General features: G+C 49.2%; 26 protein-coding genes. 13 read left to right on the forward strand and 13 right to left on the reverse strand.

The features are described 5' to 3' along the window. The first annotated feature begins 162 nt into the window (after positions 1-162). The 4 genes from xerD (at position 163) to thrC (ending at position 4,620) form a co-directional block, all read left to right on the forward strand. Positions 163-1,080 carry a site-specific tyrosine recombinase XerD gene (gene xerD / locus FTU50_RS09710; RefSeq protein ID WP_005181586.1) on the forward strand — a complete coding sequence of 306 codons (918 nt, stop codon included), beginning with the start codon at positions 163-165 and terminating at the stop codon, positions 1,078-1,080. Between the two features lie 97 nt (positions 1,081-1,177). After that, positions 1,178-1,990: a DsbC family protein gene (locus FTU50_RS09715; RefSeq protein ID WP_005181584.1), complete on the forward strand. Its 813-nt coding sequence runs from the start codon at positions 1,178-1,180 to the stop codon at positions 1,988-1,990. A 122-nt stretch (positions 1,991-2,112) separates the two neighbouring features. Continuing rightward, positions 2,113-3,417, forward strand: a complete 1,305-nt coding sequence (locus FTU50_RS09720; RefSeq protein WP_171499819.1) for a homoserine dehydrogenase — start codon at positions 2,113-2,115, stop codon at positions 3,415-3,417. Between the two features lie 57 nt (positions 3,418-3,474). Then, a complete protein-coding gene (gene thrC / locus FTU50_RS09725; protein ID WP_005181581.1) occupies positions 3,475-4,620 on the forward strand; it encodes a threonine synthase in 1,146 nt (381 codons plus the stop codon). Between the two features lie 92 nt (positions 4,621-4,712). On the opposite strand, the gene FTU50_RS09730 is transcribed toward thrC, so the two are convergent. After that, positions 4,713-5,795 carry a serine hydrolase gene (locus FTU50_RS09730; RefSeq protein WP_180062692.1) on the reverse strand — a complete coding sequence of 361 codons (1,083 nt, stop codon included), beginning with the start codon at positions 5,793-5,795 and terminating at the stop codon, positions 4,713-4,715. Positions 5,796-6,017: 222 nt separating this feature from the next. On the opposite strand from FTU50_RS09730, the gene FTU50_RS09735 reads away from it, so the two are divergent. The 3 genes from FTU50_RS09735 (at position 6,018) to FTU50_RS09745 (ending at position 9,663) form a co-directional block, all read left to right on the forward strand. Next, on the forward strand, positions 6,018-6,653 hold the full coding sequence (locus FTU50_RS09735; RefSeq protein ID WP_005181577.1) for a response regulator: 636 nt from the start codon (positions 6,018-6,020) through the stop codon (positions 6,651-6,653). 14 nt (positions 6,654-6,667) lie between these two features. Further along, entirely contained in the window at positions 6,668-8,236 is a 1,569-nt protein-coding gene (locus FTU50_RS09740) for a PAS domain-containing sensor histidine kinase (protein ID WP_104489117.1), read from the forward strand. 71 nt (positions 8,237-8,307) lie between these two features. Continuing rightward, positions 8,308-9,663, forward strand: a complete 1,356-nt coding sequence (locus FTU50_RS09745; protein ID WP_171526345.1) for a sigma-54 dependent transcriptional regulator — start codon at positions 8,308-8,310, stop codon at positions 9,661-9,663. Between the two features lie 16 nt (positions 9,664-9,679). On the opposite strand, the gene FTU50_RS09750 is transcribed toward FTU50_RS09745, so the two are convergent. From FTU50_RS09750 to lptF, 4 genes are all read right to left on the reverse strand, one after another. Next, entirely contained in the window at positions 9,680-10,849 is a 1,170-nt protein-coding gene (locus FTU50_RS09750) for a S41 family peptidase (RefSeq protein ID WP_180054879.1), read from the reverse strand. Between the two features lie 23 nt (positions 10,850-10,872). Further along, complete coding sequence (gpmI, locus tag FTU50_RS09755) at positions 10,873-12,420, reverse strand: 2,3-bisphosphoglycerate-independent phosphoglycerate mutase (RefSeq protein ID WP_005181570.1); 1,548 nt, start codon at positions 12,418-12,420, stop codon at positions 10,873-10,875. 118 nt (positions 12,421-12,538) lie between these two features. Further along, positions 12,539-13,609: an LPS export ABC transporter permease LptG gene (lptG, locus tag FTU50_RS09760; protein WP_005181568.1), complete on the reverse strand. Its 1,071-nt coding sequence runs from the start codon at positions 13,607-13,609 to the stop codon at positions 12,539-12,541. A 1-nt stretch (position 13,610) separates the two neighbouring features. Then, the gene (lptF, locus tag FTU50_RS09765) at positions 13,611-14,711 is read right to left on the reverse strand and encodes an LPS export ABC transporter permease LptF (RefSeq protein ID WP_180062691.1); all 1,101 of its coding nucleotides are present in this window, start codon (positions 14,709-14,711) and stop codon (positions 13,611-13,613) included. Positions 14,712-14,869: 158 nt separating this feature from the next. Here lptF and FTU50_RS09770 point away from each other — a divergent pair, with 158 nt between their 5' ends. The 4 genes from FTU50_RS09770 to FTU50_RS09785 all read left to right on the forward strand — a co-directional run bounded on the left by FTU50_RS09770 (position 14,870) and on the right by FTU50_RS09785 (position 17,789). Next, on the forward strand, positions 14,870-16,318 hold the full coding sequence (locus FTU50_RS09770) for a leucyl aminopeptidase (protein WP_168400144.1): 1,449 nt from the start codon (positions 14,870-14,872) through the stop codon (positions 16,316-16,318). Beyond that, the gene (locus FTU50_RS09775; protein ID WP_075167829.1) at positions 16,311-16,718 is read left to right on the forward strand and encodes a DNA polymerase III subunit chi; all 408 of its coding nucleotides are present in this window, start codon (positions 16,311-16,313) and stop codon (positions 16,716-16,718) included. Before FTU50_RS09770 ends, FTU50_RS09775 begins: the two co-directional genes overlap by 8 nt. Before the next feature lie 23 nt (positions 16,719-16,741). Further along, a complete protein-coding gene (locus tag FTU50_RS09780) occupies positions 16,742-17,362 on the forward strand; it encodes a hypothetical protein (protein ID WP_005181562.1) in 621 nt (206 codons plus the stop codon). Between the two features lie 208 nt (positions 17,363-17,570). Further along, entirely contained in the window at positions 17,571-17,789 is a 219-nt protein-coding gene (locus FTU50_RS09785) for a hypothetical protein (protein ID WP_005181560.1), read from the forward strand. An 82-nt stretch (positions 17,790-17,871) separates the two neighbouring features. Here the strand turns inward: FTU50_RS09785 and FTU50_RS09790 are convergent, their stop codons facing one another. The 7 genes from FTU50_RS09790 to glnK form a co-directional block, all read right to left on the reverse strand. Further along, entirely contained in the window at positions 17,872-18,417 is a 546-nt protein-coding gene (locus FTU50_RS09790) for a VTT domain-containing protein (protein ID WP_168384664.1), read from the reverse strand. Positions 18,418-18,529: 112 nt separating this feature from the next. Continuing rightward, positions 18,530-19,189, reverse strand: coding sequence for a riboflavin synthase (locus tag FTU50_RS09795; protein ID WP_104489123.1), 660 nt, complete (start codon positions 19,187-19,189; stop codon positions 18,530-18,532). Between the two features lie 27 nt (positions 19,190-19,216). After that, complete coding sequence (locus FTU50_RS09800) at positions 19,217-20,506, reverse strand: DNA adenine methylase (protein ID WP_005181555.1); 1,290 nt, start codon at positions 20,504-20,506, stop codon at positions 19,217-19,219. Then, the gene (gene ribD, locus FTU50_RS09805) at positions 20,503-21,591 is read right to left on the reverse strand and encodes a bifunctional diaminohydroxyphosphoribosylaminopyrimidine deaminase/5-amino-6-(5-phosphoribosylamino)uracil reductase RibD (protein ID WP_180046561.1); all 1,089 of its coding nucleotides are present in this window, start codon (positions 21,589-21,591) and stop codon (positions 20,503-20,505) included. The genes FTU50_RS09800 and ribD overlap by 4 nt, the downstream gene beginning before the upstream one ends. Before the next feature lie 23 nt (positions 21,592-21,614). Next, positions 21,615-22,073 carry a transcriptional regulator NrdR gene (gene nrdR / locus FTU50_RS09810; protein WP_005181550.1) on the reverse strand — a complete coding sequence of 153 codons (459 nt, stop codon included), beginning with the start codon at positions 22,071-22,073 and terminating at the stop codon, positions 21,615-21,617. A 139-nt stretch (positions 22,074-22,212) separates the two neighbouring features. Next, positions 22,213-23,616: an ammonium transporter gene (locus FTU50_RS09815; RefSeq protein WP_180054874.1), complete on the reverse strand. Its 1,404-nt coding sequence runs from the start codon at positions 23,614-23,616 to the stop codon at positions 22,213-22,215. Positions 23,617-23,678: 62 nt separating this feature from the next. Continuing rightward, the gene (gene glnK / locus FTU50_RS09820) at positions 23,679-24,017 is read right to left on the reverse strand and encodes a P-II family nitrogen regulator (protein ID WP_004650081.1); all 339 of its coding nucleotides are present in this window, start codon (positions 24,015-24,017) and stop codon (positions 23,679-23,681) included. 276 nt (positions 24,018-24,293) lie between these two features. Between glnK and FTU50_RS09825 the strand changes: the two genes are divergently transcribed. Both FTU50_RS09825 and FTU50_RS09830 read left to right on the forward strand, forming a co-directional pair. Beyond that, on the forward strand, positions 24,294-24,521 hold the full coding sequence (locus tag FTU50_RS09825; RefSeq protein ID WP_005181545.1) for an accessory factor UbiK family protein: 228 nt from the start codon (positions 24,294-24,296) through the stop codon (positions 24,519-24,521). A gap of 69 nt (positions 24,522-24,590) precedes the next feature. Further along, positions 24,591-26,081, forward strand: coding sequence for a YifB family Mg chelatase-like AAA ATPase (locus FTU50_RS09830; RefSeq protein WP_127801552.1), 1,491 nt, complete (start codon positions 24,591-24,593; stop codon positions 26,079-26,081). Between the two features lie 73 nt (positions 26,082-26,154). Here the strand turns inward: FTU50_RS09830 and FTU50_RS09835 are convergent, their stop codons facing one another. Beyond that, positions 26,155-26,916: a TorF family putative porin gene (locus tag FTU50_RS09835; RefSeq protein ID WP_180054872.1), complete on the reverse strand. Its 762-nt coding sequence runs from the start codon at positions 26,914-26,916 to the stop codon at positions 26,155-26,157. Positions 26,917-26,972: the final 56 nt, after the last annotated feature.

Below are 26,972 nucleotides of genomic sequence, written 5' to 3' on the forward strand. Positions count from 1 at the left end.
ATTCCTAAGCTCTTTTAAATAGTATACAAACAAATGAGAATAATTAACAAATAAGGATTGATTACGTTTCCGTTCTTATATCACATCGACAGCCCGGAAAAATTACTCTACATTGGAGAATTCCAATGATCTTGATCGAATTCTTAAATTAAAGTGATCCACATGCTCAATAAAAAGCCCCGCATTCCTGCACCTGTCACCATTCCGGAACATTTAAGCTATTTGCAGGGCTTTCGCGATCATCTAGTAGCACAAACCGTCAGTCCACATACCCGCAATGCCTATCTGTCCGACTTAATGTTATGCAGTGCCTGCGTGCCCAGTTCGATGCTGGACTGGAGTCATGATGATATTTCCGATGTCCTGATTGAATTGACCAAACAGCAAAAAAGCCCACGTTCGATTGCCCGCTGCCTATCGGCCTTAAGGGCTTTTTATAAATTTCTGCGTGAACAGAAACTGCGCGCCGACAATCCGGTCGCCGCACATAAAACCCCAAAACTGGGCCGGGCCTTGCCCAAAGATCTGTCCGAAGCCGATGTTGAAGCGCTAATTCAGGCACCGGATGTCAATACAGCGCTGGGCCTGCGTGACCGGGCCATGTTTGAAGTGCTGTATGCCTGTGGGTTACGGGTGTCTGAATTGCTGAATTTACGTCTGGAGCTGATTAACCTGAAACAGGGTTATTTGCGCATTGTCGGCAAAGGCAATAAAGAACGTCTGGTGCCTTTAGGCCAGGTCGCCTGTGAATGGGTAGAACACTATCTGCAAGAGGCGCGGCCGCAGCTATATAAAACCAGCACCGATTATTTATTTCTGACCCAGCATGGCGGCATCATGAGCCGGCAGAACTTCTGGTATGCGATTAAACGCTATGCACTACAGGCCGGGATTCAGGCCGAATTATCGCCGCATACCTTACGCCATGCCTTTGCCACGCATCTGCTCAATCATGGCGCGGACCTGCGCGTGGTGCAAATGCTGCTGGGGCATAGCGACCTGTCGACCACACAAATTTATACCCATGTCGCGCAGATTCGCATGCAGCAGCTGCACGCGACCCATCATCCTCGCGCTTAACCGCACTGCCGAAATACGACCAAGAAGTTTTCGATCGGTCATTTTTTTTTGTTATGCTAGCCTCCTTGTTTTTATATCGATAAGAAAAGGGTTAGCAATGACATTTACCCGCGCGAAAATTGTAATGGCCATGACACTTGCTGCAGGCCTGGGCCTGACGGCATGCTCGAGCAATAATGATGAGAAAAAACAAACCACGCTTACGGCCAGTGCACCGGCAACCGGGGAAGCCTCTACCCTTTCTGAACGTAATGCCCAGCAGCGTCTGGTCAAAACCCTGGAACAGCATTTTAAAACTGCTGGCATTCAGGCCAAAATCACGGAAGTTAAAACCACGGAAGTCCCGAATCTATACTGGGTCAGCCTGGAAGGCATGTCTGCGGTCTATGCCACCAGCGATGGCAAATACATTTTCCAAGGCGATGTGATCCGTTTAGGCGACAAACAGCTACATAACGTCGGTGAGAGCCTGCAAGCCGGCACCAATAAACAGATTTTTGCCAGCCTGAAAGAGCAGGATCTGCTGATCTATAAAGCCAAGGGTGAAACCAAACACATCATTTATGTGTTTACCGATGTCAGCTGCCCATACTGCCACAAGCTGCATGAACATATGGATGAGCTGAACAGCCAAGGCATTGAAGTACGCTATATTGCCTGGCCACGTGGCGAACAGTTTATTCCGGCCATGGAAAGCGTCTGGTGTAGCCAAGACCGCCATGCGGCCTTTGATCAGGCCATTGCCGGTGCTGAACTGCCTGCCGCCAGCTGCAAAACGCCAGTACGTGAACACTATCAGCTGGGTCTGAATATCGGGGTGAACGGTACCCCGGCAATCTATAGTGCAGACGGGGTTTACCTTGGTGGTTATCTGTCGCCAAGCGAATTGCTGAAGCGTTTAAATAACTAATTTTAATGGGTTAAATTACTGTTTTTTATAGATCAAGAGAAAGTGATTTCTACGCTAGAGTCTTCAGCTTTTTTTAGCTATGATCTAAGCTCGCTTAAAATTGATTAAATATGGAGTGTGACGTGAAACCAGTTCGTCTGGCAATCCTCGGTCTTGGTACTGTGGGTGGTGGTGCCCTTAAACTATTAAAAGAAAATGCTGCTGAGATTAAACGTCGCACCGGTCGTGAAATTGAAATTACCTATGTCGGCACCCGTCGTCCGCGTCCAGACTTAAACTTACCTGAATCGGTCAAGCAAAGCTCTGACTTATTGGACATTGTCCGTCAACCGGATGTAGATGTCGTGGTTGAAGTCATGGGTGGGATTCATCCTGCATATGAAGTCATTATGGAAGCGATGAAACACGGCAAACATATTGTCACCGCAAACAAGGCCTTGCTGGCTGAACACGGCAACGAACTGTTTAAAGCCGCGGATGATCATGCCGTTCAGATCGCCTATGAAGCTGCGGTAGCTGGTGGTATTCCAATCATCAAGGTGATCCGTGAAGGTCTGGCCGCGAACAAGATTGAATGGCTGGCAGGTATCATTAACGGTACCGGTAACTTCATCTTAAGCGAAATGCGTGAAAAAGGCCGTGCCTTTGCCGATGTGCTGAAAGAAGCGCAAGAACTGGGTTATGCCGAAGCCGATCCAACCTTCGACGTTGAAGGTATTGATGCAGCACACAAGCTGACTATCTTAGCCTCATGTGCATTTGGTATTCCGCTGCAATTTGACAAGGTGTATACCGAAGGCATTAGCAAAATTACCGCGCAAGATGTCAAATATGCCGAAGATTTAGGTTTCCGCATCAAGCATTTAGGGATTGCACGCCGTACCGATGCCGGTATTGAATTGCGTGTGCATCCAACCTTAATTCCTGAAGAAGAACTGATTGCTAATGTGAATGGCGTGAAAAATGCGGTGCTGGTGCAGGCCAATGCAGTGGGTCCAACCCTGTATTATGGCGCCGGTGCCGGTGCAGGCCCAACCGCTTCAGCAGTGGTTGCTGACGTGGTCGATATTGTCCGTGACATCTCCTATACCGAAGACGGTGCAGGGACAATTCCGCAACTGGCCTTCGAAGCCTTAACCGACTTGCCAATTTTAAGCCGTGAACAGATGACCACGGGTTACTATATTCGCATTAATGCCGAAGACCAGACCGGTGTACTGGCCGATGTCACCACTATTTTAAGCCGTGCCGGTATCAGTATTGATGCCATCATGCAGCAATCTCGCTTAAAAGACCTTATTCCTATCGTGATTCTAACTGACCCAGTTCAGGAATCAAAAATGGATGAAGCGTTACAACAAATTCAAGCTTTGCCTGTGATTCATGGCGAAATTGTACGAATTCGTTTAGAATCGCTTGATAATTAATCGGGTCAAGGGGAATATTTCCCCTTGCCAAGCTCTACACACAATTGGAACATCATCATGTCGAATGCCAATCGTTATACTGGTTTAGTTGACCGTTATCGTGACCGTTTACCAGTGTCTGCAACTACACGTGCAATCTCTCTCGGTGAAGGGAATACCCCGCTAATCAAGCTTGAGAACATTCCACGTATTATTGGCAAGAACGTTGAAATTTATGTGAAGTATGAAGGCTTAAACCCGACAGGTTCATTTAAAGACCGTGGTATGACCATGGCCGTAACCAAAGCGGTTGAAGAGGGTTCAAAAGCCATTATCTGTGCCTCTACCGGTAACACTTCTGCAGCGGCAGCAGCCTATGCAGCGCGTGCTGGTATCAAAGCGTTTGTCTTGATTCCTGAAGGCAAAATTGCCATGGGTAAAATGGCACAGGCCATGATGTACGGTGCCATCACCATGCAGATTCGCGGTAACTTTGACGATGGTATGCGTCTGGTGAAAGAAGTGGCCGATCAGGCTCCTGTAACCATCGTAAACTCGATCAACCCGTACCGTCTGCAAGGTCAAAAGACCATTGCCTACGAAATCGTGGATGAACTCGGCCGTGCCCCAGACTACCACTGCCTGCCAGTTGGTAACGCGGGCAATATTACTGCACACTGGATGGGTTATACCGAAGCTGTGGCTAACCAGCCCGCAGACCAGTTTGAACAAGTGGTGTATGATGCAGCAACGGATGCCTTTACTGGTCCAAAACCGGAAGGTTTACCAGTTATGGTCGGTTATCAAGCCTCTGGCGCTGCACCATTCTTACGTGGTGCGCCAGTTGAAAACCCGGAAACTGTAGCCACTGCAATCCGTATTGGTAACCCGCAAAGCTGGAACCATGCCAAAGCTGTAGTTCGTGATTCACAAGGCTGGTTCGATGAACTGACCGATGCGGAAATTCTGGAAGCTCAGCGCATGCTGTCCATGTACGAAGGCGTATTTGTTGAGCCTGCATCTGCAGCATCCATTGGCGGCGCGATGCGTGACATTAAAGCCGGTAAAATTGCAGAAGGTTCAGTAATTGTATGTACTGTTACTGGTAACGGTCTGAAAGACCCAGACACTGCAATGAAACAGTGCCAGGATGCGGTGATGCTGTCGATTGACGCTACCATGGATCAGGTTCGTGATTCTATCCTTTCAAACATGGATCAATAATTCCGGTTTGAAACAAAAATCCCTGCTCATGCAGGGATTTTTTTATGGCTGAGGTTTTAAGTTCTGCACGATTTCGCACAGAACAGTTCAGCTTAAATCCGTTTTGGTAACTGGCTGGTCCAGGACATTAAACGGGTGGCATCGTTATTACGCGCCTGGGTATTGCTGGCCCCTAAAATAATCACCACCGCCGGACGTGAATTTAAAGTGGTGTGCATCACCAGACAACGCCCTGCTTCATTAATAAAGCCGGTTTTAGACAGGTTAATATTCCAGCCACCATTACGCACCAGCGAATTGGTATTGTTCGATTTCAGCACCCGATAACCTAGGTTAAAGTCATAGCTTGGCGTGGTCGAAAACTGGCGAATCAGGCCATATTGTGACGCGGTACTGACCAGAATACCTAAATCACGCGCCGAGGACACATTGCGCGGGTCCAAACCGGTTGATTCGGTAAAACGGGTTGAATGCATGCCCAGTTCACGCGCTTTGTTGTTCATGGCGGCCACGAATGCACTGCGTCCACCCGGATAGGTACGTGCCAGCGCTGCTGCGGCCGGGTTTTCTGATTTCATTAAGGCAAATAATAAGGCTTCAGCACGGTTCATCTTGTCGCCCACACGCAGGGTCGAACTCGAGTTCTTGCCTGCTGCACCGGCAAAATCAATCTGCTGCAAGGTAATTTGCTCAGACATATTTAAACGCGCATCCGCCGTCACTACCGCAGTCATCACTTTGGTAATTGAAGCAATCGGCAACGCGGTATTGGTATTTTTACTGTACAGCACTTCACCAGTATTGGCATCCATCACCAGTGCGGCACGTGCGTTCACAGTGGGCTGGTTGCTATAGGATGCAGTATCCAGAATCGGGCTGGTTCTGCTAACCGTGCTGGTTGGCGCCGGTGTGCTGGAACTGCGGACCGTGGTGGTAATTTTGGTTGAGCCTTGTGGTGATGGTTCCACCACCTGCTCGGTCACAGAAGTCGTGGCGGTGGTCATCACATCGCCATTCAGCAGCTGGTTGGCTTCTTCAGATGACCAGCTTAGCGTTGCCTGGGCGTTACTCCCCGAGGAAGGGTTCATGACGATTTCAGCAGTACTGACTGAACTCATGCCGAGCAGAACCGATGCTCCCAGCACATGCATTAATAACTTCTTAGAATTTTTCACTATTGCTTACTCAACTCAGGGAGGTAAGATACATTTGCGTATTACCTCAAATATGCCTTACATTTACAACACAGCACGGAACCAATTTTAGCCTCCGACATGACATTGTGCAGAATTTTTCACTTTAGGTTAAGAATAGGATGGCCAATTTTGTCAGTTGATTGCAAGCTAATTTTGCTATATGTAACAAAAAAGATGATTTTAGTGAGAGGGAGAGTCTAGGTGATCACAGTTTTAGTGGTAGATGATCATGAATTGGTTCGTACCGGCATCTGCCGTATGCTCGAAGACCACACCGATGTTCAGGTCATTGGACAAGCTGAATCTGGGGAAGAAGCCATTAATCTGGTGCGCCAGCATCATCCCAATGTGGTCCTGCTTGACGTGAACATGCCGGGTATTGGCGGGGTGGAAACCACGCGCCGTTTATTACAGACTGCCCCGGAAACCAAGGTATTGGCGGTCAGTGGTCTGGCCGAAGAACCCTATCCTTCTTTATTACTCAAAGCCGGTGCCAAAGGCTATATCACCAAAGGTGCACCTGTCTCGGAAATGGTGCGTGCCATTAAAAAAGTCATGCAGGGCGGTAAATATTTTAGTGCCGATATTGCCGAGCAACTGGCCAGTTCCTACCTGTCAGACACCCAGCAATCACCGTTCGACAGCCTGTCGGAACGTGAAATGCAGGTGGCAATGATGGTGGTGAACTGTATTAGCGCGCAGGAAATTGCTGACAAGCTGTTCGTCAGCGTGAAAACCGTAAACACCTATCGCTACCGTATTTTTGAAAAACTGAATATCGACAGTGATGTCAAACTGACCCATCTGGCCATTCGCTACGGATTAATTAAACCTTAAGCGGTTTAAGCCTCATGGATATCCGCCGTACGCAAGCTGAACTGAACCAGTACCATCTCGGGCTATGGTACGGGGCGTATCGGCTGATAATTGCCTTCTGTTTGCTGCTGATTTATTTACTCACCACTCAAACTCTCAATCATGATTATCAGCATCCACGGCTGTATGCCGCCAGTCTGGTGCTGTATTTTATTTTTAGCTGTGCCCAGCTGCTGTATTTTCGCTATGTCCGGCACAGGATTCCGCTACAACTCACGCTGATTTTCAGTGTTGATGTACTGGTGCTCAGCAGCCTGACCTTTGCGCTGGATGGACCGAGCCTGCATTTAAGCCTGCTGTTTGTGATTGCGATTTTCGCCGCGACGTTATTGCTGGAAAAAAGCAAGGCGCTGTTCATTACTCTGGTGGCAATGATTTGTGTCACCTATCAGCATTTTGTTGGCACATTACTGGATTTTTCCTCTCTAGATCGCATCGGGCAAAGTGCCCTGCTCTCGTTCCTGTTTTTTATTATTTACCGTTTTGGCCAGATTGCCGTCCGCCGTTTCCAGATTCTGGAGCACCTGAACTTTTCTCAATCACTGGAACTGAACCGGCTAAAGAATATTAACCGCTATATTCTGGAACAGACCGATATGGGCTATCTGGTGCTGGATGAAAACTGCCATATTATGGTCAGTAATCCGGCCGCCTGCCATTTGCTGGGTATTAATCCGCTGTATGCTTTCGACAAATATCCACTGTATAAAGTACAGCCCGACCTATTTCAATTATTGCAGTTTGACCAGCTCTCTAACGGCGAAAAATTCCAGTTTGAATCGCAGCTCAGTCATTTCCTGATCCAGATTCAGGTACAAAAGCTGGTGGTGCCGCAGCAGACCTTAACCTTGCTGGTGCTGCAGGATGCACGGCAAATCAACCAGCGTGTGCAGCAACTGAAACTGGCAGCACTGGGCCAGCTTTCGGCCAGTATTGCCCATGAAATCCGTAATCCGCTGGCGGCCATTGTCCAGGCCAATCGCCTGCTGGCTGGCAGCGATACCGATCAGCAGCAGATGCTGAGCCAGATGATTGACAAGCAGTCGCAGCGCATTGACAAGATCATTGATGACACCCTGAGCATGGTTAAAAATAAGGAAACCACACCGGTGCAGATTGATCTGGCGCGTTTTATTCCGCAGCTGATCCAGGATGATCTGGCCGATCTGGCCAGCCAGATTCAGGTCAGCCAGCCCGAACCTCTGCAGATTCTGTTTGATGAATCCCAGCTGCGTCAGGTGCTGATTAACCTGATCCGTAATGCCCAGCGCCACAATGCGCCGGATCATCCGATTGAACTGCAACTTTATCGCCAGCAGGACACGGTCTATATGGATGTCAAAGATTATGGCAGCGGCGTGGCTTCACATGATATTCGCTACCTGTTTCAACCATTTTTTAGTACCGAAATTAGTGGAACTGGTTTAGGATTATACTTATCACATAGTTTCTGCGAGGCCAATCGGGCCAAGTTGCGCTATGTAGAACAAAAACAAGGAGCATGTTTCAGGATTGAATGCTCACCTGTTGACGTAAATAAATAGTTTTTTGGGGAAGTTTAGTGGAACAACCACTCGTTCTCTTCGTCGATGACGAGGAAGATTTATGCACGCTCATGCAAATGACATTGGCGCGCATGGGGATTCAAACACACGTGGCACACCGGCTGGAGCAAGCACGTCAGCTGCTGTCCAGTCATCACTATGACGCCTGCATCACCGATCTGAATTTACCTGATGGCAATGGCCTGCAACTGGTCGAGCTGATTGCCCAGCATTTTCCGCAGCTGCCGGTTGCGGTGCTGACGGCCTATGGCAATATGGAAATTGCCATTGCCGCACTCAAAGCCGGGGCCTTTGATTTTGTCAGCAAACCGATTAACCAGAAACACCTCGAACAATTGCTGGAAAAAGCACTGAATCAGCCGCTGTTTAAAGCACATAGTCAGGAAGCGGACCAGCTGGAACAGCGGATGCTGATCGGGCAATCTCTACCGATTCAGCAACTGCGCACCACCCTGAAAAAAATTGCCCGCTCGCAGGCACCGGTGTTTATTAGCGGTGAATCGGGCACCGGGAAAGAAGTGGTGGCCAATCTGGTGCATCGCCTCAGCAACCGCAGTGACGGGCCTTTTATTGCCATCAACTGTGGCGCGATTCCGGGCGATTTGATGGAAAGCGAATTCTTCGGCCATAAAAAAGGCAGCTTTACCGGTGCAGCGCAGGACAAACAGGGCCTGATTCAGTCAGCACACGGCGGTAGCCTGTTCCTGGATGAAATTGCCGAACTGCCGCTCAATATGCAGGTAAAACTGCTGCGCGCGGTGCAGGAAAAACGGATTCGTCCGGTCGGTTCCGATACGGAAATTGATGTTGATTTCCGGATTATTAGTGCCAGCCATCAGGACCTGGAAGCGTTAGTCCAGCAAGGCCGGTTCCGTCAGGATCTGTTCTTCCGGATTCATGTGATGGATATTGTGTTGCCACCGCTACGTGAGCGTGGTCAGGATATTTTATTGCTGGCCCAGCATTTTATTCAGAAAATTGCCCAGGAATGGGATATACACAGCAAAACCCTGTCAGAACGTGCCCAGCAGTTTTTGCTGGAACAGTATTATCCGGGTAATGTGCGTGAGCTACGCAATATCATTGAACGCGCCATGACCTTGAGTGATGATGATGTGATTGATCTGCCACATCTGCAGACCGCACCCTTACGCAAAATGGCACCGCTGGCCGAGCCAGAAGCTGACCCGGCAACACCGGTTACAGCTGATGCCCTGCCCGCTGCTCCGCGTAAACTGCCGGAAGAAGGACTGGAGCTGTTTCTGGAGAAAATCGAAAAAGAGATTTTGCTGAATGCACTGAATCTGACCCATTGGAACCGGACCCTGGCTGCGAAAAAACTGGGGATGTCGTTTCGTTCCCTGCGTTATCGACTAAAGAAGTTCGGGCTGGATACCGATGAATAAGGTGCGAACCCTGCGCCTATTTATGACTTAACAACAGCTCTGCAACATGGTCCAGATAATTGTCTTCTTTCATATCCTGTTGCAGTGCATAACGCTGGTTCGGTTCAATCCCGACCCCTTCAATCATTTTGCCTTGCGGGGTGTAATAGTGGGAAACGGTCATTTGCAGGGCGGTGCCATCTGACAGCGGAAACAGCTTCTGTACCACCCCTTTGCCATAACTTTTTTCACCAATCACCCAAGCACGGCCATGATCTTTTAAGGCGGCAGTAAACACTTCTGCAGCCGAGGCTGAGCTCTGGTTAATCAGCACACCGACTTTCAGGTTCTGGAATTCAAAACTCGGCAAAGCCTGAAATTGCTGGTCGCCTTCAGCGCGGCTTTTGGTAGAAACAATCACGCCCTGATTCAAGAACAGATCGGCCGATTCGACTGCCGAGGACAGCAAACCGCCCGGGTTATTGCGCAGGTCAAACAGTACCGCCTTTAACCGTGATGTGCTGTACTGTTCGATCAGTTCCTTGATTTCATTGGCAGTATCTTGCTGGAAGACTTTGACTTTAATCAGTAGTACCTGATTACTCAGCATCTGCGCCTGAATATCGGTTTCGACTTTTCTGTTGCGTACCAGACGAATCGGCTGCGCGCTTGCGGTCAGTTGCAAGGTGATATTGGAGCCAACCGCGCCCATCAACAAGGCATTGACCTGATCCTGATTGAGCTTTTGCAGTTCCTGATTGTCGATTTTAAAAACCGAAATACCATTACGCAGGCCCTGTTTGGCCGAGTCGGCATCGGGTCTTAAATTATGAATCTGCCATTGATGCTGCTGGGCATCGTAACGTAAATTAAAATCGACCGAGGCTAGATCGCCTTCGGTATATTGCACCAAGGCACGGTAATCTTCGGCATTCAGATAACGTGAATACTGGTCCAGTCCGGAAACCAGACCTTGAATGGCTTGAGCAAACAAAGCTTCGTCACTTTTTTCCGTGACATAATTGGCTTTGACCAGCCCATAAATTTTGACAAACTGCTGGATCGATTCGACCGGCACTTCCACATAGTCCTGCTCAGTGGTTTCTTCCAGTGCCAGCGGATCTTGATCTTCTGCCGCCCAGACAGGCAGGTTCACACACATCATCAATGTTGTTGCAACAAGCATGCGTTTCCAGTGTGGAACCATCCTTTCACCTATCTGTTGGCAGTTTATGGAGTCAGGGTAATTAAATTACGCCCTTGCATTTCTGCAGGAATTGGCAGTTGCATCAGACTCAGTAAAGTCGGTGCTACATCGGCCAGAACACCACCCTCTGCAATCACCGCCTGGGTCGGGCCGGCATAAATAAACGGCACCAGCTCGGTAGTATGCTGGGTATGGACCTGACCACTGTCATAGTCCTGCATCTGCTCGACATTACCATGGTCGGCAGTAATCAGCATATGGCCCTGCTTGGCCATTACAGCTTCATACACACGGCCCAGACAGGTATCCACCGCTTCTACCGCTTTCACCGCTGCATCAAATACACCAGTATGACCCACCATATCGCCATTGGCATAGTTGACCACCAACAAGTCATATTCACCTGAATTGATCGCTGCCACCAGCTCATCTGTCACTTCATACGCGCTCATTTCTGGCTTGAGATCATAAGTTGCTACATTTGGTGATGGAATCAGAATGCGCTTTTCGCCCGGATATTCATCTTCACGGCCGCCACTAAAGAAGAAGGTCACGTGTGCATATTTTTCGGTTTCGGCAATACGCAGCTGGGTTTTACCCAGGTCTGACAGATATTCACCGAGCGAGTTTTTCAGTGCTTCTGGCATATAAGCCACAGGTGCATCAATGGTGGCCTGATAACGGGTCAGCATCACAAACTTGGCCAGCTGCGGCACCACTTTACGCTCAAAACCGGCAAAGTCGGTTTCCACAAAGGCTTTGGTCAGTTCACGGGCACGGTCTGCACGGAAGTTCATGAACACCACGCTGTCGCCATCCTGAATTGCCGCAACCTCACCAATACGGGTAGCTTTAACAAATTCATCGCTTTCATCGGCTGCATAAGCTGCGTCCAGACCAGCTACGGCGGTTGCTGCAGTACGGACTGCTTCACCTTCTGTTAACAGACGATAAGCCTGTTCTACACGGTCCCAACGGTTGTCGCGGTCCATGGCAAAATAACGGCCGATCATGCTGGCAATCCGGCCTTGGCCTGGATATTGGGCAAACAGGGCATCCAGTTTTTGCAAAGAGGGCTGCGCACTTTTTGGCGGAGTATCACGGCCATCCAGAAATGCGTGTAAATAAACAGTTGCACCACGTTTCAGCGCCAGCTCCGCCATTGCCACAATATGGTCTTCATGTGAGTGCACGCCACCTTCCGACAGCAGGCCCATTAAGTGCACGGCACCGCCCGCAGCTTTGGCTTTCTCGACTGCATCGACCAGCACTTCATGTTCAAAGAAAGCACCGGTACGGATATCTTTGGTAATGCGGGTAAAGTCCTGATATAGCACACGGCCGGCACCCAGGTTCATATGGCCCACTTCGGAGTTACCCATCTGACCATCTGGCAGGCCCACATCTTCACCTGAACCTGAAATCAACCCATGCGGATGCTTTTCCTGCATAGCGGTCAAATTTGGACGTTGTGCCGCCAAGAACGCATTGTCCTCAACAGCTTCACGATGCCCAATACCATCCATAATGACCAGTACGTGAGGGATTTTGCCTGCAGTTGCATCCGTCATAGTTCACACTCTTTTAGTCTACAAATTAATCGCATATCTTACCGAATTTTCAGTTCGGACACCATGCACGGCTGATGGTTTCAACCGCGCCACACTATCGTTTTGTTCAATTGCCGGCTTATCGGGCACGTTGCAGCAGATAACCACCCACCACAAACATCAGAATAATCGGGATAAACACAAACCAGGCTGGAGATGGCGCATAAATCAGGCTGGCATAACCGAGGAAATCCTGTAAATAGAAAAAGCCCAGGCCGACAAATAAGGCAATCACCAGACGGAAACCCATCGACTGCTGGCGCAGCGGTCCAAAAATAAAGGAACAGGCAATCAGCACCAGCGCAATCAGGGCAAATGGAGAACCAACTTTTTGCCAGAAAGCCAACTGATAGCTTTTCGGCACCTGACTGTACTCATGCATATAGCTCATGAAGCTGACCAGCTGGCTGGGTGATAAATCTTCCGGGTCGATGGTGACCATGTGTACATATTTTGGTTGCAAGGCCAGCGATAAAGGCTGCGTGGCCTGCTGATCAGCAATAGCATTGCCCTCTGGCAGAATGTCCATTTGGCGGCTGTTTTGCAGTGACCAGGCGCCATCTTCGACAAACTGGCCCTGCTCGGCATTTAAGGTACCGCGTAAGCGGAAGTTATCATCGAAGTCGATGACCTGAATATTCTTCAGTGTGCCCTGCGAGTTGGCATAGTCAATATAAATAAAGCGCTGCCCTTCACGGGTCCAGTAGCCTTTGACTTCACCGAGTTCAGCCACGCTACGATGTTTCTTGACGCTTTCTGCGCGCTCGTTGGTATAGGGAATCACCCATTCACTTAAGGCAAAAGACAGCACCACCAGAATGAGTGCCGAACGCACCACCCAGCCGACAATCCGCCACAGGCTGATACCAGCGGCACGCATCACAATCAGCTCACTGTTTGAGGCCAAGGTACCCAGACCCAGCACTGCGCCAATTAATGCGGCAATCGGGAGAATTTCATACAGATAACCGGGCGCACCCCAGAGCACATGCCATAGCGCATCCAGCGCGCCATAGCCTTCTTTTAGGGAACCGAGTTCACCCAGATAGGTAAATAATACCTGTAAACCGGACAACACCGCGGTTGCCCCCAACATCGCCAGTGCGGTCGTTTTGGTCACATGCTTGGCCACTATACGACGTGCGAACATATTAAGACCTCACTCGCTGAATCTGTTTCTTGATTTTGGGTGCCAGTTTCTGTTTACGCGAGAACAGCGCCGCCGCAATGGCATAGACCATCAGCACCAGCGGATAGGCCCAGATACCCATTTCTTCTTTACTGATCCGGGTTTTGACCGCCATTAACGCCACAATTAGGCTGGCAAAAATCAGCAGGGCCGGAAACAGTTTTAAATAACGTCCCTGACGCGGACTGACTTCAGATAAAGCCACGGCCAGCAGCAGTGCCACCAGAATTGAAAACGGCACAAAGATTCGCCAGCCCAGTTCACTGGCCACCACCGGGTCCTGACGGTTATCCCACAGATGCCCGATTGGCAGGGCTTCCACTTCTGTACTCTGGAATTTGGCTTCCTGATCGCTTTCCAGACGTAAGCGATAGCTGGCAAATTCAGCCTGAGAATATTGCGGACGATCCGGATAAATTTCATAACGGCGACCTTCGACCAGATCGACCACATTGGCCGGATCATTGGACAGTTCAATCCGGGTCGCCTCTTTGGCCAGAATCATGATATCCGGTTTGCCCGGACGGTCAGCACGCTGGTAGAAGAAAATATCTTTCAGATTACGCCGGTCTTCTGACAGGTCGCCGGCATAAATGGTATATGGCCCCGAAGAAATAAACTCTTTTGGCCGCACCAGATCGAAACCGGTACGGACCGCCTGATTGGTGGTCAATTCTTCAAACTGGCGAATCCCCCACGGCGCTGCCCAAACCATCAGCATGGCCTGCACCGCCAGAAATACCACCGTCATCGGGACTAATAAACGTGCCAGTTGGTTACGACTGACGCCGCTGCCGTTTAATACTGCCATTTCATGGTCGACATAAAGCCGGCCAAACACCAGCATTAGGCCAATAAAAAAGCCCAGTGGCAAAATCAGGGTTAAAAATTCCGGCAGACGGTAGCCAATAATGCTAAACAGAATCCCCGCATCCAGACGCCCCTGCGCGGCGACGCCAAAATACTTGATCAGCCGGCCACCCATCATGATCAAGGTCAATAAGGCAATCACAACCAAGGATGTCGACACAACTTGCTTGACCAGATAACGCCGAATAATCAAATTAATGCTTCCAGAAAACGAGGGAATAAAACTAGCGATAGTTTACCCGAATGTTGAAAATATAAAACCTATACTGTTGTTTCACATTGAAACTCTATTCATGAAAATGTTTCAATGGTTTAATGGTTTTAAAATTTTAAAAGGCCTATATAACGCATATGAAACTGACGATTCATCCGACATACCAAGACAATGTCACCGCAGCTGCTTTATTTATTCTGGTCGATGCCAATACCCTTCGTACAACCGCAGATCACTATAAAATCAAAAATTTAGATAGCATCACCCAGGCCGTACAATTTAAATCCGGCTTTAATGAAAGCTTAAGCCTGACAGCACAGGACAACTTGCCGGCATTCAGCCAGCTGATTGGCCTTGGTTCAAGCAGCGAATTACAGCCGGCTAAACTGGCCAAACTGGCGCAAACCATTGTAAAAACCGCACAGAAGAAATTTAGCAGTATTGCGGTAGATCTATCAGTCCTGCCACAAGAACTGCATTATATTTTTGCCTTGAGCCTGACCCAGGCCGCCTACGGTTTTGATGAATTTAAAACCAAAAAGAATGAATTTGTATTAGAGCAGATTCAATTGATTGCCACACAAAGCCCGTTAACTGCCCATCAGCTGAAATTTATTGAAGCGGTACATACTGGTCAGAATTTTGCCCGCGATTTAGGCAACCGTCCGGGGAACATCTGCTTCCCGGAATATCTGGCTGATCAGGCACTGGCACTGGCAGAAGAATTCCCGGATTTACTCAAAGTAACCGTGCTGAATGAACAGCATATGGCTGACCTGGGCATGGGTGCGTTCCTTGCGGTCAGCAAGGGTTCCGAGCGTCCGGGCCGCATGATTACCCTGGAATACAAGGCCAATCTTGAGCAGGCACCTATTGTACTGGTCGGTAAGGGTATTACCTTTGATACCGGCGGTATTTCCCTGAAACCGGGTGCTGGCATGGACGAAATGAAATTCGATATGTGCGGTGCAGCCTCAGTCTTGGGGACCGTACGTGCGCTGTGTGAATCACGCTTGCCGATTCATGTGGTGGCAGCCATTGCCGCAGCGGAAAATATGCCATCGGGCAAAGCCACCCGTCCGGGCGATATTGTCACCACCATGAGCGGTCAGACTGTCGAAATCCTGAACACCGATGCCGAAGGCCGTCTGGTGCTGTGTGATGCCCTGACCTATATCCAGCGTTTTAACCCGGCACTGGTCATTGACGTGGCGACCCTGACCGGTGCCTGTGTGATTGCGCTCGGTTCGGTGTTAACCGGTCTGTTCACACCAGATGATGAACTGGCACAGGAACTGACCCAGGCGGGCCAGCAGAGTTTTGACCGCGTATGGCGTATGCCGGTGATTGATGACTATCAGGAACAATTAGATTCACCTTTTGCCGATATTGGCAACATTGGTGGTCCAAAAGCCGGTTCTGTCACTGCAGCCTGCTTCCTGCAACGCTTTACCCGTGACTATCGCTGGGCGCATCTGGATATTGCCGGGACTGCCTGGAATTCAGGAACCAATAAAGGTGCCACAGGCCGTCCGGTACCGCTACTGATGCAATTCCTGGCTAACCGTGCAGAGCAGCATGGCTAAAGTCAGCTTTTATCTGTTTGAAAAAAGTCCTGAACGGCAAGTGGACAGCACTTGCCGTTTATGCCGGAAAATCCTGCGTGAACCACAGCGCATCTGGCTGTATAGCGCAGACCCGGCATTGCAACAGGCGCTGGATGAACGGCTGTGGAGCTTTGATGCCAGCAGTTTTATTCCACATGGTATTGATGAGCCTACGGCCCAGGTCTGTATTTCAGCGCAGTTGCCAACTGAAAATGATTGGATTGTGTTTAATTTTAACGAACAGGCTCTTGAACAGTTCGCCAAATTTAGTCACATTATCGAAATCATTGAAAATCATGAAACCGCCAAACAACTTGGTCGGGAAAAATATAAACAATATCGTCGTTTAGGCATTGAGCCGCAAACCCACAAATTATAGAACCACCCCAAAGGAGATGCAGCGTGGCATTAAATGTTGGTCCAGATTTTAAACAGCGCTGGTTAACTGCGCCTGAAGCTGTGCGTCAGACCTTTATTGATGACCTGCATCGGATTAGTGAGGTGCTGCAACCGGACAGCGACCTCAAACGCTGGGTGGAGTACGATCAGCAGCAACAGCAACAGTCCTTTCAGAAAATTGATCAGGCCTATGCCGAACTGAAAATCCAGTTAATTGAAGAAGCGCGTATTCGCCGCCAGCAGATGCTGGAGCAACGTCTGGCCCAACAACGCGCCGATCAGGCCGCGTATGCACAGGCCCTGTATCAGGATGAACTGCAACAGTTTGCCGCGCAGACCGAAACCCTGGCCAGTTTACGCACCCAGCTGGACCAGGAGATTCTGGATTACACTGCACGTTATCAAAAAAATCCGGAAAATGGCAGTTTCAATTTTGCCAAAGGCGTGCGTATAGCCGACGAGCAGATTCTGTCGGAACTCGACAGTGTCCGGGTACGTCTGGAACTGGAAGCCGAAACCCGGATTGAAGAAGCAGTACAACAGTTCCGCAGCCAGTTACAGGCCGCTGCCCAGGAAGAAATTGAATATATTTTAAAACATTCCCAATTTTCCAAAGAGACCTAAATGTCGGCCTTCTGGCGTGAAAAACCCGGTACGGTGTCAGTAAATGCAGATTTAAACCGGCCCATCTGAAAGATCAATCGGGTGTGAGGCAGAATTTCTCGCCCAAGTGTCATGAAAGTGAAATATTTTTGTCACAAGATAGTCATACTTTGAATAGCAGTACTGCTGCCTTTTAAAGTAAAAATTATTTTTATAATTAGGGTTTAAAATGGGTATCTTGACACAAATATCGAGTAAAATTGATCATCTGCATAGTGGTGAACAATGGCATATTACTGCTCAGGATTTATTAATCAGCCGTGCAGATTTCCAGTCGCTTTATATTTACCTGACCAAAGAAGCTGAAAAAGGTACATTTTCTTTAGCACCGGTTGCCGAAGCCAGTCCACGTTTAGGCGGTACCTCTGTCACAGTGATCAAGCACTAAGGTCAGCGAATTTCTCCCCGCAAGATAAAAGTCCACCCCGCGTGGGCTTTTTTGTGCATGCGGTTTCTCTGCACTGTTGCTATTAAAAAATATGCCCCAGCCACGACAGGATATTACCCAGCCCGTAACCGATGACCAATAAAGACACAATCCAGATAATACCACCGGCAATGTTATAGGCCGTAAAGCTGGCGATGGGCATATGTCCGGAACCGGCGGCAAACGGCGCGAAAGAACGGACAAAAGGAATAAATCGGGCAATAAGAATGGTTTTACCGCCATGCTTCATAAAATAGCGGTTGGTTTTGACGATATATTCCGGTTTGAAATAGCGCGAATGGTCATTAAAAAACTTCAGCCCCAAGACCTTGCCGGTATAGTAATTCACGCTATAGCCAAGAATGGAGGCCAGGCACAGCAAAATCGCCATATAGTGCAAATGCACCACGTCGGTGGTTGAACATAAGGCGCCAATGGCAATCAGCAGACTGTCTCCCGGCAGAAAAAACATAAATACCGAACCGGTTTCCGCAAAGATAATTAAAAATAAAATTGCATAAATCCAGACCCCATAGTTGTTGAGCAACACAGGCAGCCACTGTTCAAAATTTAGCAAAAAATCAATCATCTACACTTAACCAACGTAAGTTACTCTGTTTCGCGCAGCCTGAATTATCGCTAAAAATAAAAAAACAGTCTAATTTTTTCAATCAGACTGTTCTGTACAGCAGCGTCAGGACTTATTTTAAGAACCCATTTTCGGCCAGAAAGTCCATGCTGATTTTTGATTGTACCGTGGTTTCTGCAGCTTTTTCACCGAGCAGTAAACGCTCGATATAACGCGCCAAAACATCCACTTCCAGATTGACTTTAGTCCCAGTTTTCCAGGTGCCAATATTGGTACGCTCTGCGGTATGCGGAATCAGGTTCAGGCTGATTACACTGCCACGCAAATGGTTAATGGTCAGGCTAATGCCATCTACAGTCACTGAACCTTTTTCGGCCAGATATTTGGCAATTTCAGCCGGTGCAGTCACTTCAAAATATAAAGAACGCGCATCTTCACGCACCAAGGTAATTTCACCCACGGCATCGACATGACCACTGACAATATGTCCGCCAAAACGGGTGGTCGGTAACATGGCTTTTTCCACATTCACCGGCTGGCCAACTTTCCAGTTACCTAAGGTAGTCCGGTTTAAACTTTCCCGTGACACATCGGCCGCGTACCAGTTATCGCCCCACTCAATCACGGTCAGGCAGATGCCGTTGGTGGCAATCGAATCCCCCAGATGCACATCGGACATATCCAGATCGGTTTGAATACGCAGGCGGACATCACCACCGACACTTTGCAGGCTGTCCACTTTGCCCACGCTTTCAATAATTCCTGTAAACATAGTCTTTTCTCTTATTGTCTCTAGTGCTTACCACAAGGCCAGTTGGGTGCTGACACCGCTGGTATCGACCCCGCCCAGCTCGGCAAAGTGATGCAACTGCCCCAGCAACTGCCGGATTGGCGGGCCAGACTTGGCATGAGTATCGGTAATCACAATAAATTCCAGTACTCGTGCACGTTCAGACTGACGCTGCTTGCTGACCCGGTAACGCGGTACATCCTGGGTTAACAGGCTGACCCGGCCACGTTTTAAATTGGCCTGCAACAAATCCACTGCACTGATATTGCCATCGGTGGAGTAACTGGTCAGGATATAACGTGCATTAATGGTTTCTAACAGTTTCTCATACGCTTCTTTGGCGTGCTTGGACGAGTTATACGGACTCGGACGCTCTTTGCGCCAAGCACGGTCAATGCCGCTCTTAAAGCCTTTGGTATCCGGGGTTGGTAAATCAACCTGATCCCACAAGGTTAAGGCATTTAACACATGATAGTTACTGCTATAGGCATGCTGGTTATACGGCGGATCTAAATACGCCACATCCACTTCAAAACCGCTCATCTGGTTGGCCAGATGCTGGGCATCAACACACCACATTTCGGCAGCCGGACGTTTCGGATCACCAATTTCACAGAAGCGGCTTGGGGTTAACCACAACAAAGATTCAATCCGTTCCAGTGCAGTCTGGGTTTTACCACCCCAGCCATGGTGGAAACTTTTAAAGACCCCGGAGGTGTTGCTGACAAAACTGGCCGAATACAACAAAGGCGCCAGCAGCGCGCTCATCTCGACATCATCAATCGCGCCTTGCGCCTGCCAGGTGGCAATCTGCTGGCGGATGGCATCAATACGCATCCCGTTACGGCGTTTAAAGAATAAACGGTCGCGGGTCGGATCATAAATTTCATCATTGCGTGGGCACAGGTTATGCGTGACCCAGCCTTTGACTTCTGGCAAACGGTTTAAATAATCAATTGCTTTCTGATAACCGCCCAGCTCTTTAAACGCCGGCGCTTCCACACAAGCCAAAATCGCATGATTCAGCGCATGGCTATACGGTTCCCAGTCATTGGCAATTACCCGATAGCCATTTTGTCGGGCCAGACGTGAAACCACGCCTGAACCGGCAAAAAAGTCAGCGAAGATCGGGGCGCGGCCGCCTTTGTTCAGGGTGCCGGTCTGCTCCAGCGCTTCCAGAATCAGATGTAACAGACGACGTTTATTCCCCAGATAAGGAACCAGCTGATGGAAAAGATATTCATCTGTCGTACGTGCGGCGTGACGACGTTTGTGATAAACCGTAGACTCTGAATTCATAACGTCTCTTGAGAAGGGGTTAACCTTAAGCGCACATCATCACCGAATTGAGTGACGTCGCAAAGTTTAAATCGAAGTTGTTGTGCCATACGCTCAAATTCTGCCTGAAACATGGCACGTGCAGACCGGCCTAACAGGGTCGGAGCCACATAACTGATCACTTCGTCGACCAATTGCTGCTGTAAAAAGGCGGTCGATAATGTTGCACCGGCTTCAATCAGCACATCATACAGCTGATACTGCTGCACCAAAGTTCGAAGTAGTTGATCCAAAGGCTGAACCTCGAGCTGGATCACGCCCAGCGCTTCCAGCTCGGCCCGATACGGACCCATCACCATCACACTGTCCGGCTGCTCGAGCAGTTTGGCGGTTAAGGGTAAGCGTCCCTGACGGTCCAGCACCAGCCGTTTCGGCTGGGCAATGCTGCTGATGTCCTGATGTATCGCCAGCTGGCGGACATTGAGCTGACAGTCATCGGCCAGCACGGTTTCAATCCCGGTAATCACCACTGCTGAAATCGCACGCCAGTGCTGCACATCCAGACGCGCCGAATTGCCGGTAATCCATTTCGATTCACCGGAGGCCATGGCAGTACGCCCATCCAGACTCGACGCCACTTTTAAACGGACATAAGGCTGACCCGTGGCCATGGCTTTTAAAAAGCCCAGATTCAGCTGATGCGCCTGCTGTTCCAGCACGCCTACCTCAATCTGAATTCCGGCATCGCGCAGAATCTGCACGCCTTTACCGGCCACCAGCGGATTCGGATCAGGACAAGCCACCACCACTCTGGCCACACCGGCTTCGACCAGACCTTTGGCACAGGGCGGGGTACGTCCATAATGCGCACAAGGTTCCAGAGTCACGTAAGCGGTTGCACCGCGGGCGGCATCGCCGGCATCACGTAAGGCAAATACTTCGGCATGCGGCTGTCCGGCACGCGGATGATAGCCCTCACCCACCAGCTGTCCGTCTTTAACCAGCACACAGCCCACATTCGGATTCGGTTTGGTCGAGTACTGTCCGAGTCGTGCCAGTTCAATGGCACGCTGCATCCAGATTTGGTCTTGAGTTAACTCGGACATGTCACCACTCTTGCGCGTTGAGCTTAGTATTCACGTTGCTGCATTTGTTCAATTTGACGGCGGAAGGCTTCCACATCCTGAAAGTCCTGATACACCGAAGCAAAACGCACATAGGCCACATGATCCAGCGAGAATAAAGACTGCATGACAATTTCCCCGATGGTGCGTGATTTAACATCACGTTCGCCCAGACGGCGGATTTGCAGCTGGATATCACTGAGTACCGTTTCAATCTGTTCCTGAGTCACGGGACGTTTTTGCAAGGCATGCATCAATGAACGGCGCAGTTTGGCTTCATCAAAGGGCTCATTTTTACCGTCCGATTTAATGACGCGTGGCATCACCACTTCATAACTTTCAAAGGTGGTAAAACGTTCACCACAGCTAATACATTCACGACGTCGGCGAATTTGACAGCCTTCAGCTGCCAGCCGTGAATCAATCACTTTACTGTCTGCGGCGTTGCAAAATGGACAATGCATAGTGGTTTAATTGAACAAATCCAGTTGATTTGAGAGTGTAGCAAAAAAACAGGATTTTGTAGAGTTTTACGCAATATATAGAAAAAAAACAGCCCTTTTGGGCTGTTTTACACAATATATTGATTATGCTGCTGAAAGATTATTCAACCCGTTCACCATGCTGGCTTAAATCCAGACCCATGCGTTCATCATCAGATTCAACACGGATACCAATTACCAGATCAATCACTTTCAGGATGATGAAGGTTAATACTCCAGAGTACACAATGGTGGCAATCACACCTTCCACTTGCACCCACAGCTGACCCATCAGGCTAGCAGGTGCCGCATCGCCCATAATGAATTCGCTGGCAAAGAAGGCGGTTAAAATTGCACCTACAATACCACCCACGCCATGCAGGCCAAAGGCATCTAAAGAGTCATCGGCTTTCAGGGCACGTTTCAGTGCAGTAATCCCCCAGAAGCAGACCACGCCACCAATCAGCCCCATGGCTAAGGCACCACCGACGGTGACAAAACCTGCTGCCGGGGTAATGACCACCAGACCGGCCACAGCACCTGAAGCACCGCCTAATACAGAGGCTTTACCACGGACCACTTTTTCAGTCACTAACCAGGCCAGTGCGGCTGCAGCTGCGGCAACTTGAGTCACCACTAAAGCATAACCTGCTGAACCATTGGCGCCCAGCGCAGAACCACCATTGAAACCAAACCAGCCTACCCACAGCAAGCTTGCACCCACCACAGTTAAGGTCAGGTTGTGCGGTGCCATCGATTCACGGCCCAAGCCCATACGTTTGCCCAGCATATAGGCAGCCACCAGACCGGCTACACCAGAGTTAATGTGTACCACGGTACCACCAGCGAAATCCAGCGCGCCATCATTGCCTAACCAGCCGCCACCCCAGACCCAGTGGGTAATAGGTGCATAGACCACCACCACCCAGATGGCAATAAACGCAACAAAGGCCCCAAATTTCATCCGCTCTGCAATCGAACCGCTGATAATCGCCACGGTAATAATCGCAAAGGTCATCTGGAAGATCACAAACAGGATTTCAGGAATGGTGCCACTTAAGGCATCGGTGGTAATACCGGCCAGCATGAACTTGTCCAGGCTGCCAATAAAGGCATTGCCTTCGCCAAAGGCCAAGGTATAGCCAATAATTACCCAGACCAGACTGACCACTGCGGCCGCAACAAAACTGTGCGCCATGGTGCTGAGGACGTTTTTCTTGCGCACCATACCGCCATAGAACAGGGCTAAGCCCGGAATGGTCATAAGTAGGACAAGTGCTGTTGAAACCAGAATCCAAGCGGTATCACCAGTGTCTAACACGGCTTCTTCTTCAGCCGCTGCCACTTCAGGTAAAGCAGTTTCTGTAGTGATGATATCGCTTGATTCAATAAGCGCAGGTTCCACAGTATCATTTACTGTGATTTGTTCTGAAGGAGTTGGCGCTGTTACGGCTTCTTCAGCCCAAGTAACAGAACCACCCAAAAGCGCGCCGGACAGGCCGAGCGCAAGTAGCATTTTTTTCATTCGTATCCCCCAACCTAGTTTTTGTGAGTTATTAGGTACTCAGCAAACTTCGTGCCAATTACTTAAACAGCATCTGCACCTGTTTCACCTGTACGAATACGGATGACCTGTTCCAGATTCGTCACAAAAATTTTACCGTCACCGATTTTGCCGGTGCTTGCTACACGGGTGATTGATTCAATCACTGAATCCACCATCTCATCACTAATGGCGATTTCGATTTTCACTTTTGGTAGAAAATCAACAACATATTCTGCGCCACGATACAGTTCAGTGTGACCTTTCTGACGACCGAAGCCTTTGACTTCAGTGACAGTGATCCCTTGAACACCAATTTCTGACAGTGCTTCACGCACGTCATCTAATTTAAAGGGTTTTACAATTGCAGTTACGAGCTTCATGTGTGTTTTCCTTCGGCTTATTTCACCAGTAAGGTTTTATGTTCAAATTTCATGCCAAAACTCCTAAGGTCGGGGGAAATTAGAAGTTACGGCATGTGATTTATTTATATCTTATTTTATACCTTTCTCATGCACCAATCTTCAAAAAATAAACATTTTTCTGTAGAGATTTACGATCTCCGGCATCGAATAAAACCATATTTCATCTGAAACACTATAGTCTGGGCCAGAGCAATGCTACACTGCGCTTTTCAGTCCACTGGAATGGAATTTATGATGATAGAAACCTTATTACAGGCCATCTTAGAACAGGTCGATCAACCGAAAAAAGACTTAGAACATAACCTGCGTGCCCTGCTAAGCGAAGCCGTCAGCAAAATGGATCTGGTGTCCAAAGAAGAGCTGGACCGTCAGCGCACTGCACTGAATAATGCCAATCTTCGTTTAAATGAACTGCTGCAGCAGGTAGAAGCACTCGAACAAAAGATTTTGAACAAAGAATAAGCACCTTCTTAGTGCAACAAAAGACGCATAACGACCAAAAATAACGCACCAAAACGGAACATAACAACAATGTCTTTTGCCAAAATTTATACGCGGGGTCTGCTTGGACTGAATGCCCCGTCCATTGAAGTTGAAGTCCATTTAAGTCAGGGTCTGCCCTCCTTAACCATTGTCGGTCTGGCCGAAGCCGCGGTCCGTGAAAGTAAAGACCGGGTTCGCTCGGCCATTATTAACAGTGGTTTTCAGTTTCCCACCAAACGTTTGACCATTAATCTGGCCCCGGCCGATTTACCCAAAGATGGCTCACGTCTGGATTTACCGATTGCCTTAGGCATTCTGATTGCTTCCGGACAATTGCCCGAACAGGCCGCAGAAAACCTGGAATTTATTGGTGAACTGGCGCTGGATGGCCAGTTACGCCCGGTCACCGGCACTTTAAGTATTGCCATTGCCTGTCAGGCGGCCGGCCATCAACTGGTATTACCGGAACCCAATGCACAGGAAGCCGCACAATTGCCCGACTTTCAGGTGTTTGCGGCCAGTCATCTGAAACAGGTCTGTGAGCATCTGGCGCAGGCTGCGCCCCTACAGCCTTTTGCAGCAAGCTCGGAAACCCGCTTGGAACGCTATGCTTTTGACCTGGCGGATGTCAAAGGACAGCTGCGACCTCGGCGTGCCCTGGAAATTGCCGCTGCCGGTGGCCATTCCTTGCTCTTTAAAGGTCCACCCGGTACAGGCAAGACTCTCTTGGCCTCACGTCTGGCCAGTATTTTGCCGCCCCTGAATATGCAGGAAAATCTTGAAGTTGCCAGTATTTATTCAATTGCCAATACCCCGCATCGCTTTGGACAGCGGCCATTTCGCGCCCCGCATCATACCGCTTCAGCGATTGCGCTGGTCGGTGGTGGCTCACATCCAAAACCGGGCGAAATTACCCTGGCCCATTTAGGTGTGCTGTTTTTAGATGAACTGCCGGAGTTTGACCGTAAAGTGCTGGAAGTATTGCGGCAGCCCTTGGAATCCAAGGAAATTGTAATTTCCCGGGCATCACGGCAGATTACCTTTCCGGCCAGTTTCCAGCTGATTGCCGCGATGAACCCCTGCCCGTGTGGCTATGCGTTTAATCAGGATATTCGCTGCCAATGTTCCGCAGAAAGTATTAAACGCTACCAGAACCGGATTTCTGGCCCACTCCTGGACCGGATTGATTTGCATATTGATGTACCACCATTACAGGCCCATGAGTTACATGATAAAACTGCGGTGGAAAACTCAGATACGGTTCGCCAGCGGGTGATTCAGGCCTATGAACGGCAAATGCAACGCCAAGGTATGCTGAATATGAACTTAAGTCCAAAACAGCTGGAACAGTTTGCTGCCTTAGCCACTCCAGCACAGAACATGATGGATCTGGCCCAGCAGCGCTTAAACCTGTCGGCTCGCGCCTATCATCGGGTCTTAAGGGTGGCGCGCAGTATTGCCGATTTGGCCGAAAGTAGCGAAATTCAGACCGCTCATTTATCGGAAGCGCTGTCTTATCGGGCGCAGCCCAGCCCATAAAACGCGTCATTAAAAACGAGTATAAAAAAATAGCCCATTTCAAATGGGCTATTTTTTTATGTGAAGTCTTAAATTAGAATGTCTTGGTCAATGTCACGACTGCGCCTGTTTCTACGCCACGTTCAACCACATCTGGTGTGCCTGGACCATAGTCAATATCTGAACCCACCGCAGCCAGTTCTGCAGTTAAGCCTTCAACACCGGCAAAGGCATAAGTTACGCCCAATTTCCAGTCCACATAGCTGTCATCATCACCAAAAATCTCTTCATCTGCCACGGTATAGCCTAAAGCCGCCACTCCACCAAAACCGGTCGCACCAAAAGGCACGCTATAGGTAGCATTGAAATACCAGGCATCTAAATCTGCGCCTAAAAAGTCATTGCTGTAGTTCACTGCGGTGAGCAAGCTGGCATCTTTGACCAGCACATCATTAAAGCCAAGTTTTGCATAGGCTTCTAACCAGTTTAAATCACTTTCACTTGGATAAGCGTAGTACCATAAGCCCACATCCAGTAATGGCTTGCTCGCAAACCCATCTAAGGTTGTGGCATAACCGATATATGGGTCCAGCTCTAAATGGGCCGTACCGCCGAAATCGACATTCGAGCCCCACACCCCGGCATATACACCAGATGCATGTGACAGTGCGAAACCAGCTTGTACTGCAGGATCATTAAAGGTTTGGGTCAGACCACGATAACGGTAATCTGAAGTCAGCGCTGCAGTACCGCTAAACGATAAAGCAGATGCCGAAGAGTCTTCTGCTGCAGCCACGCTGAAGCTGGCAGTTACGGCAACAAGCGCCAGTGAAAGTGTTTTGATAGAAAATTTCATTGTTTGATCCCCTGCTGCATATTTCAATGCTTTTGTGTATTTGTTTCACTCACACA

The organism is Acinetobacter sp. YH12112 (assembly GCF_013418945.1).
Lineage (GTDB): Bacteria > Pseudomonadota > Gammaproteobacteria > Pseudomonadales > Moraxellaceae > Acinetobacter > Acinetobacter indicus.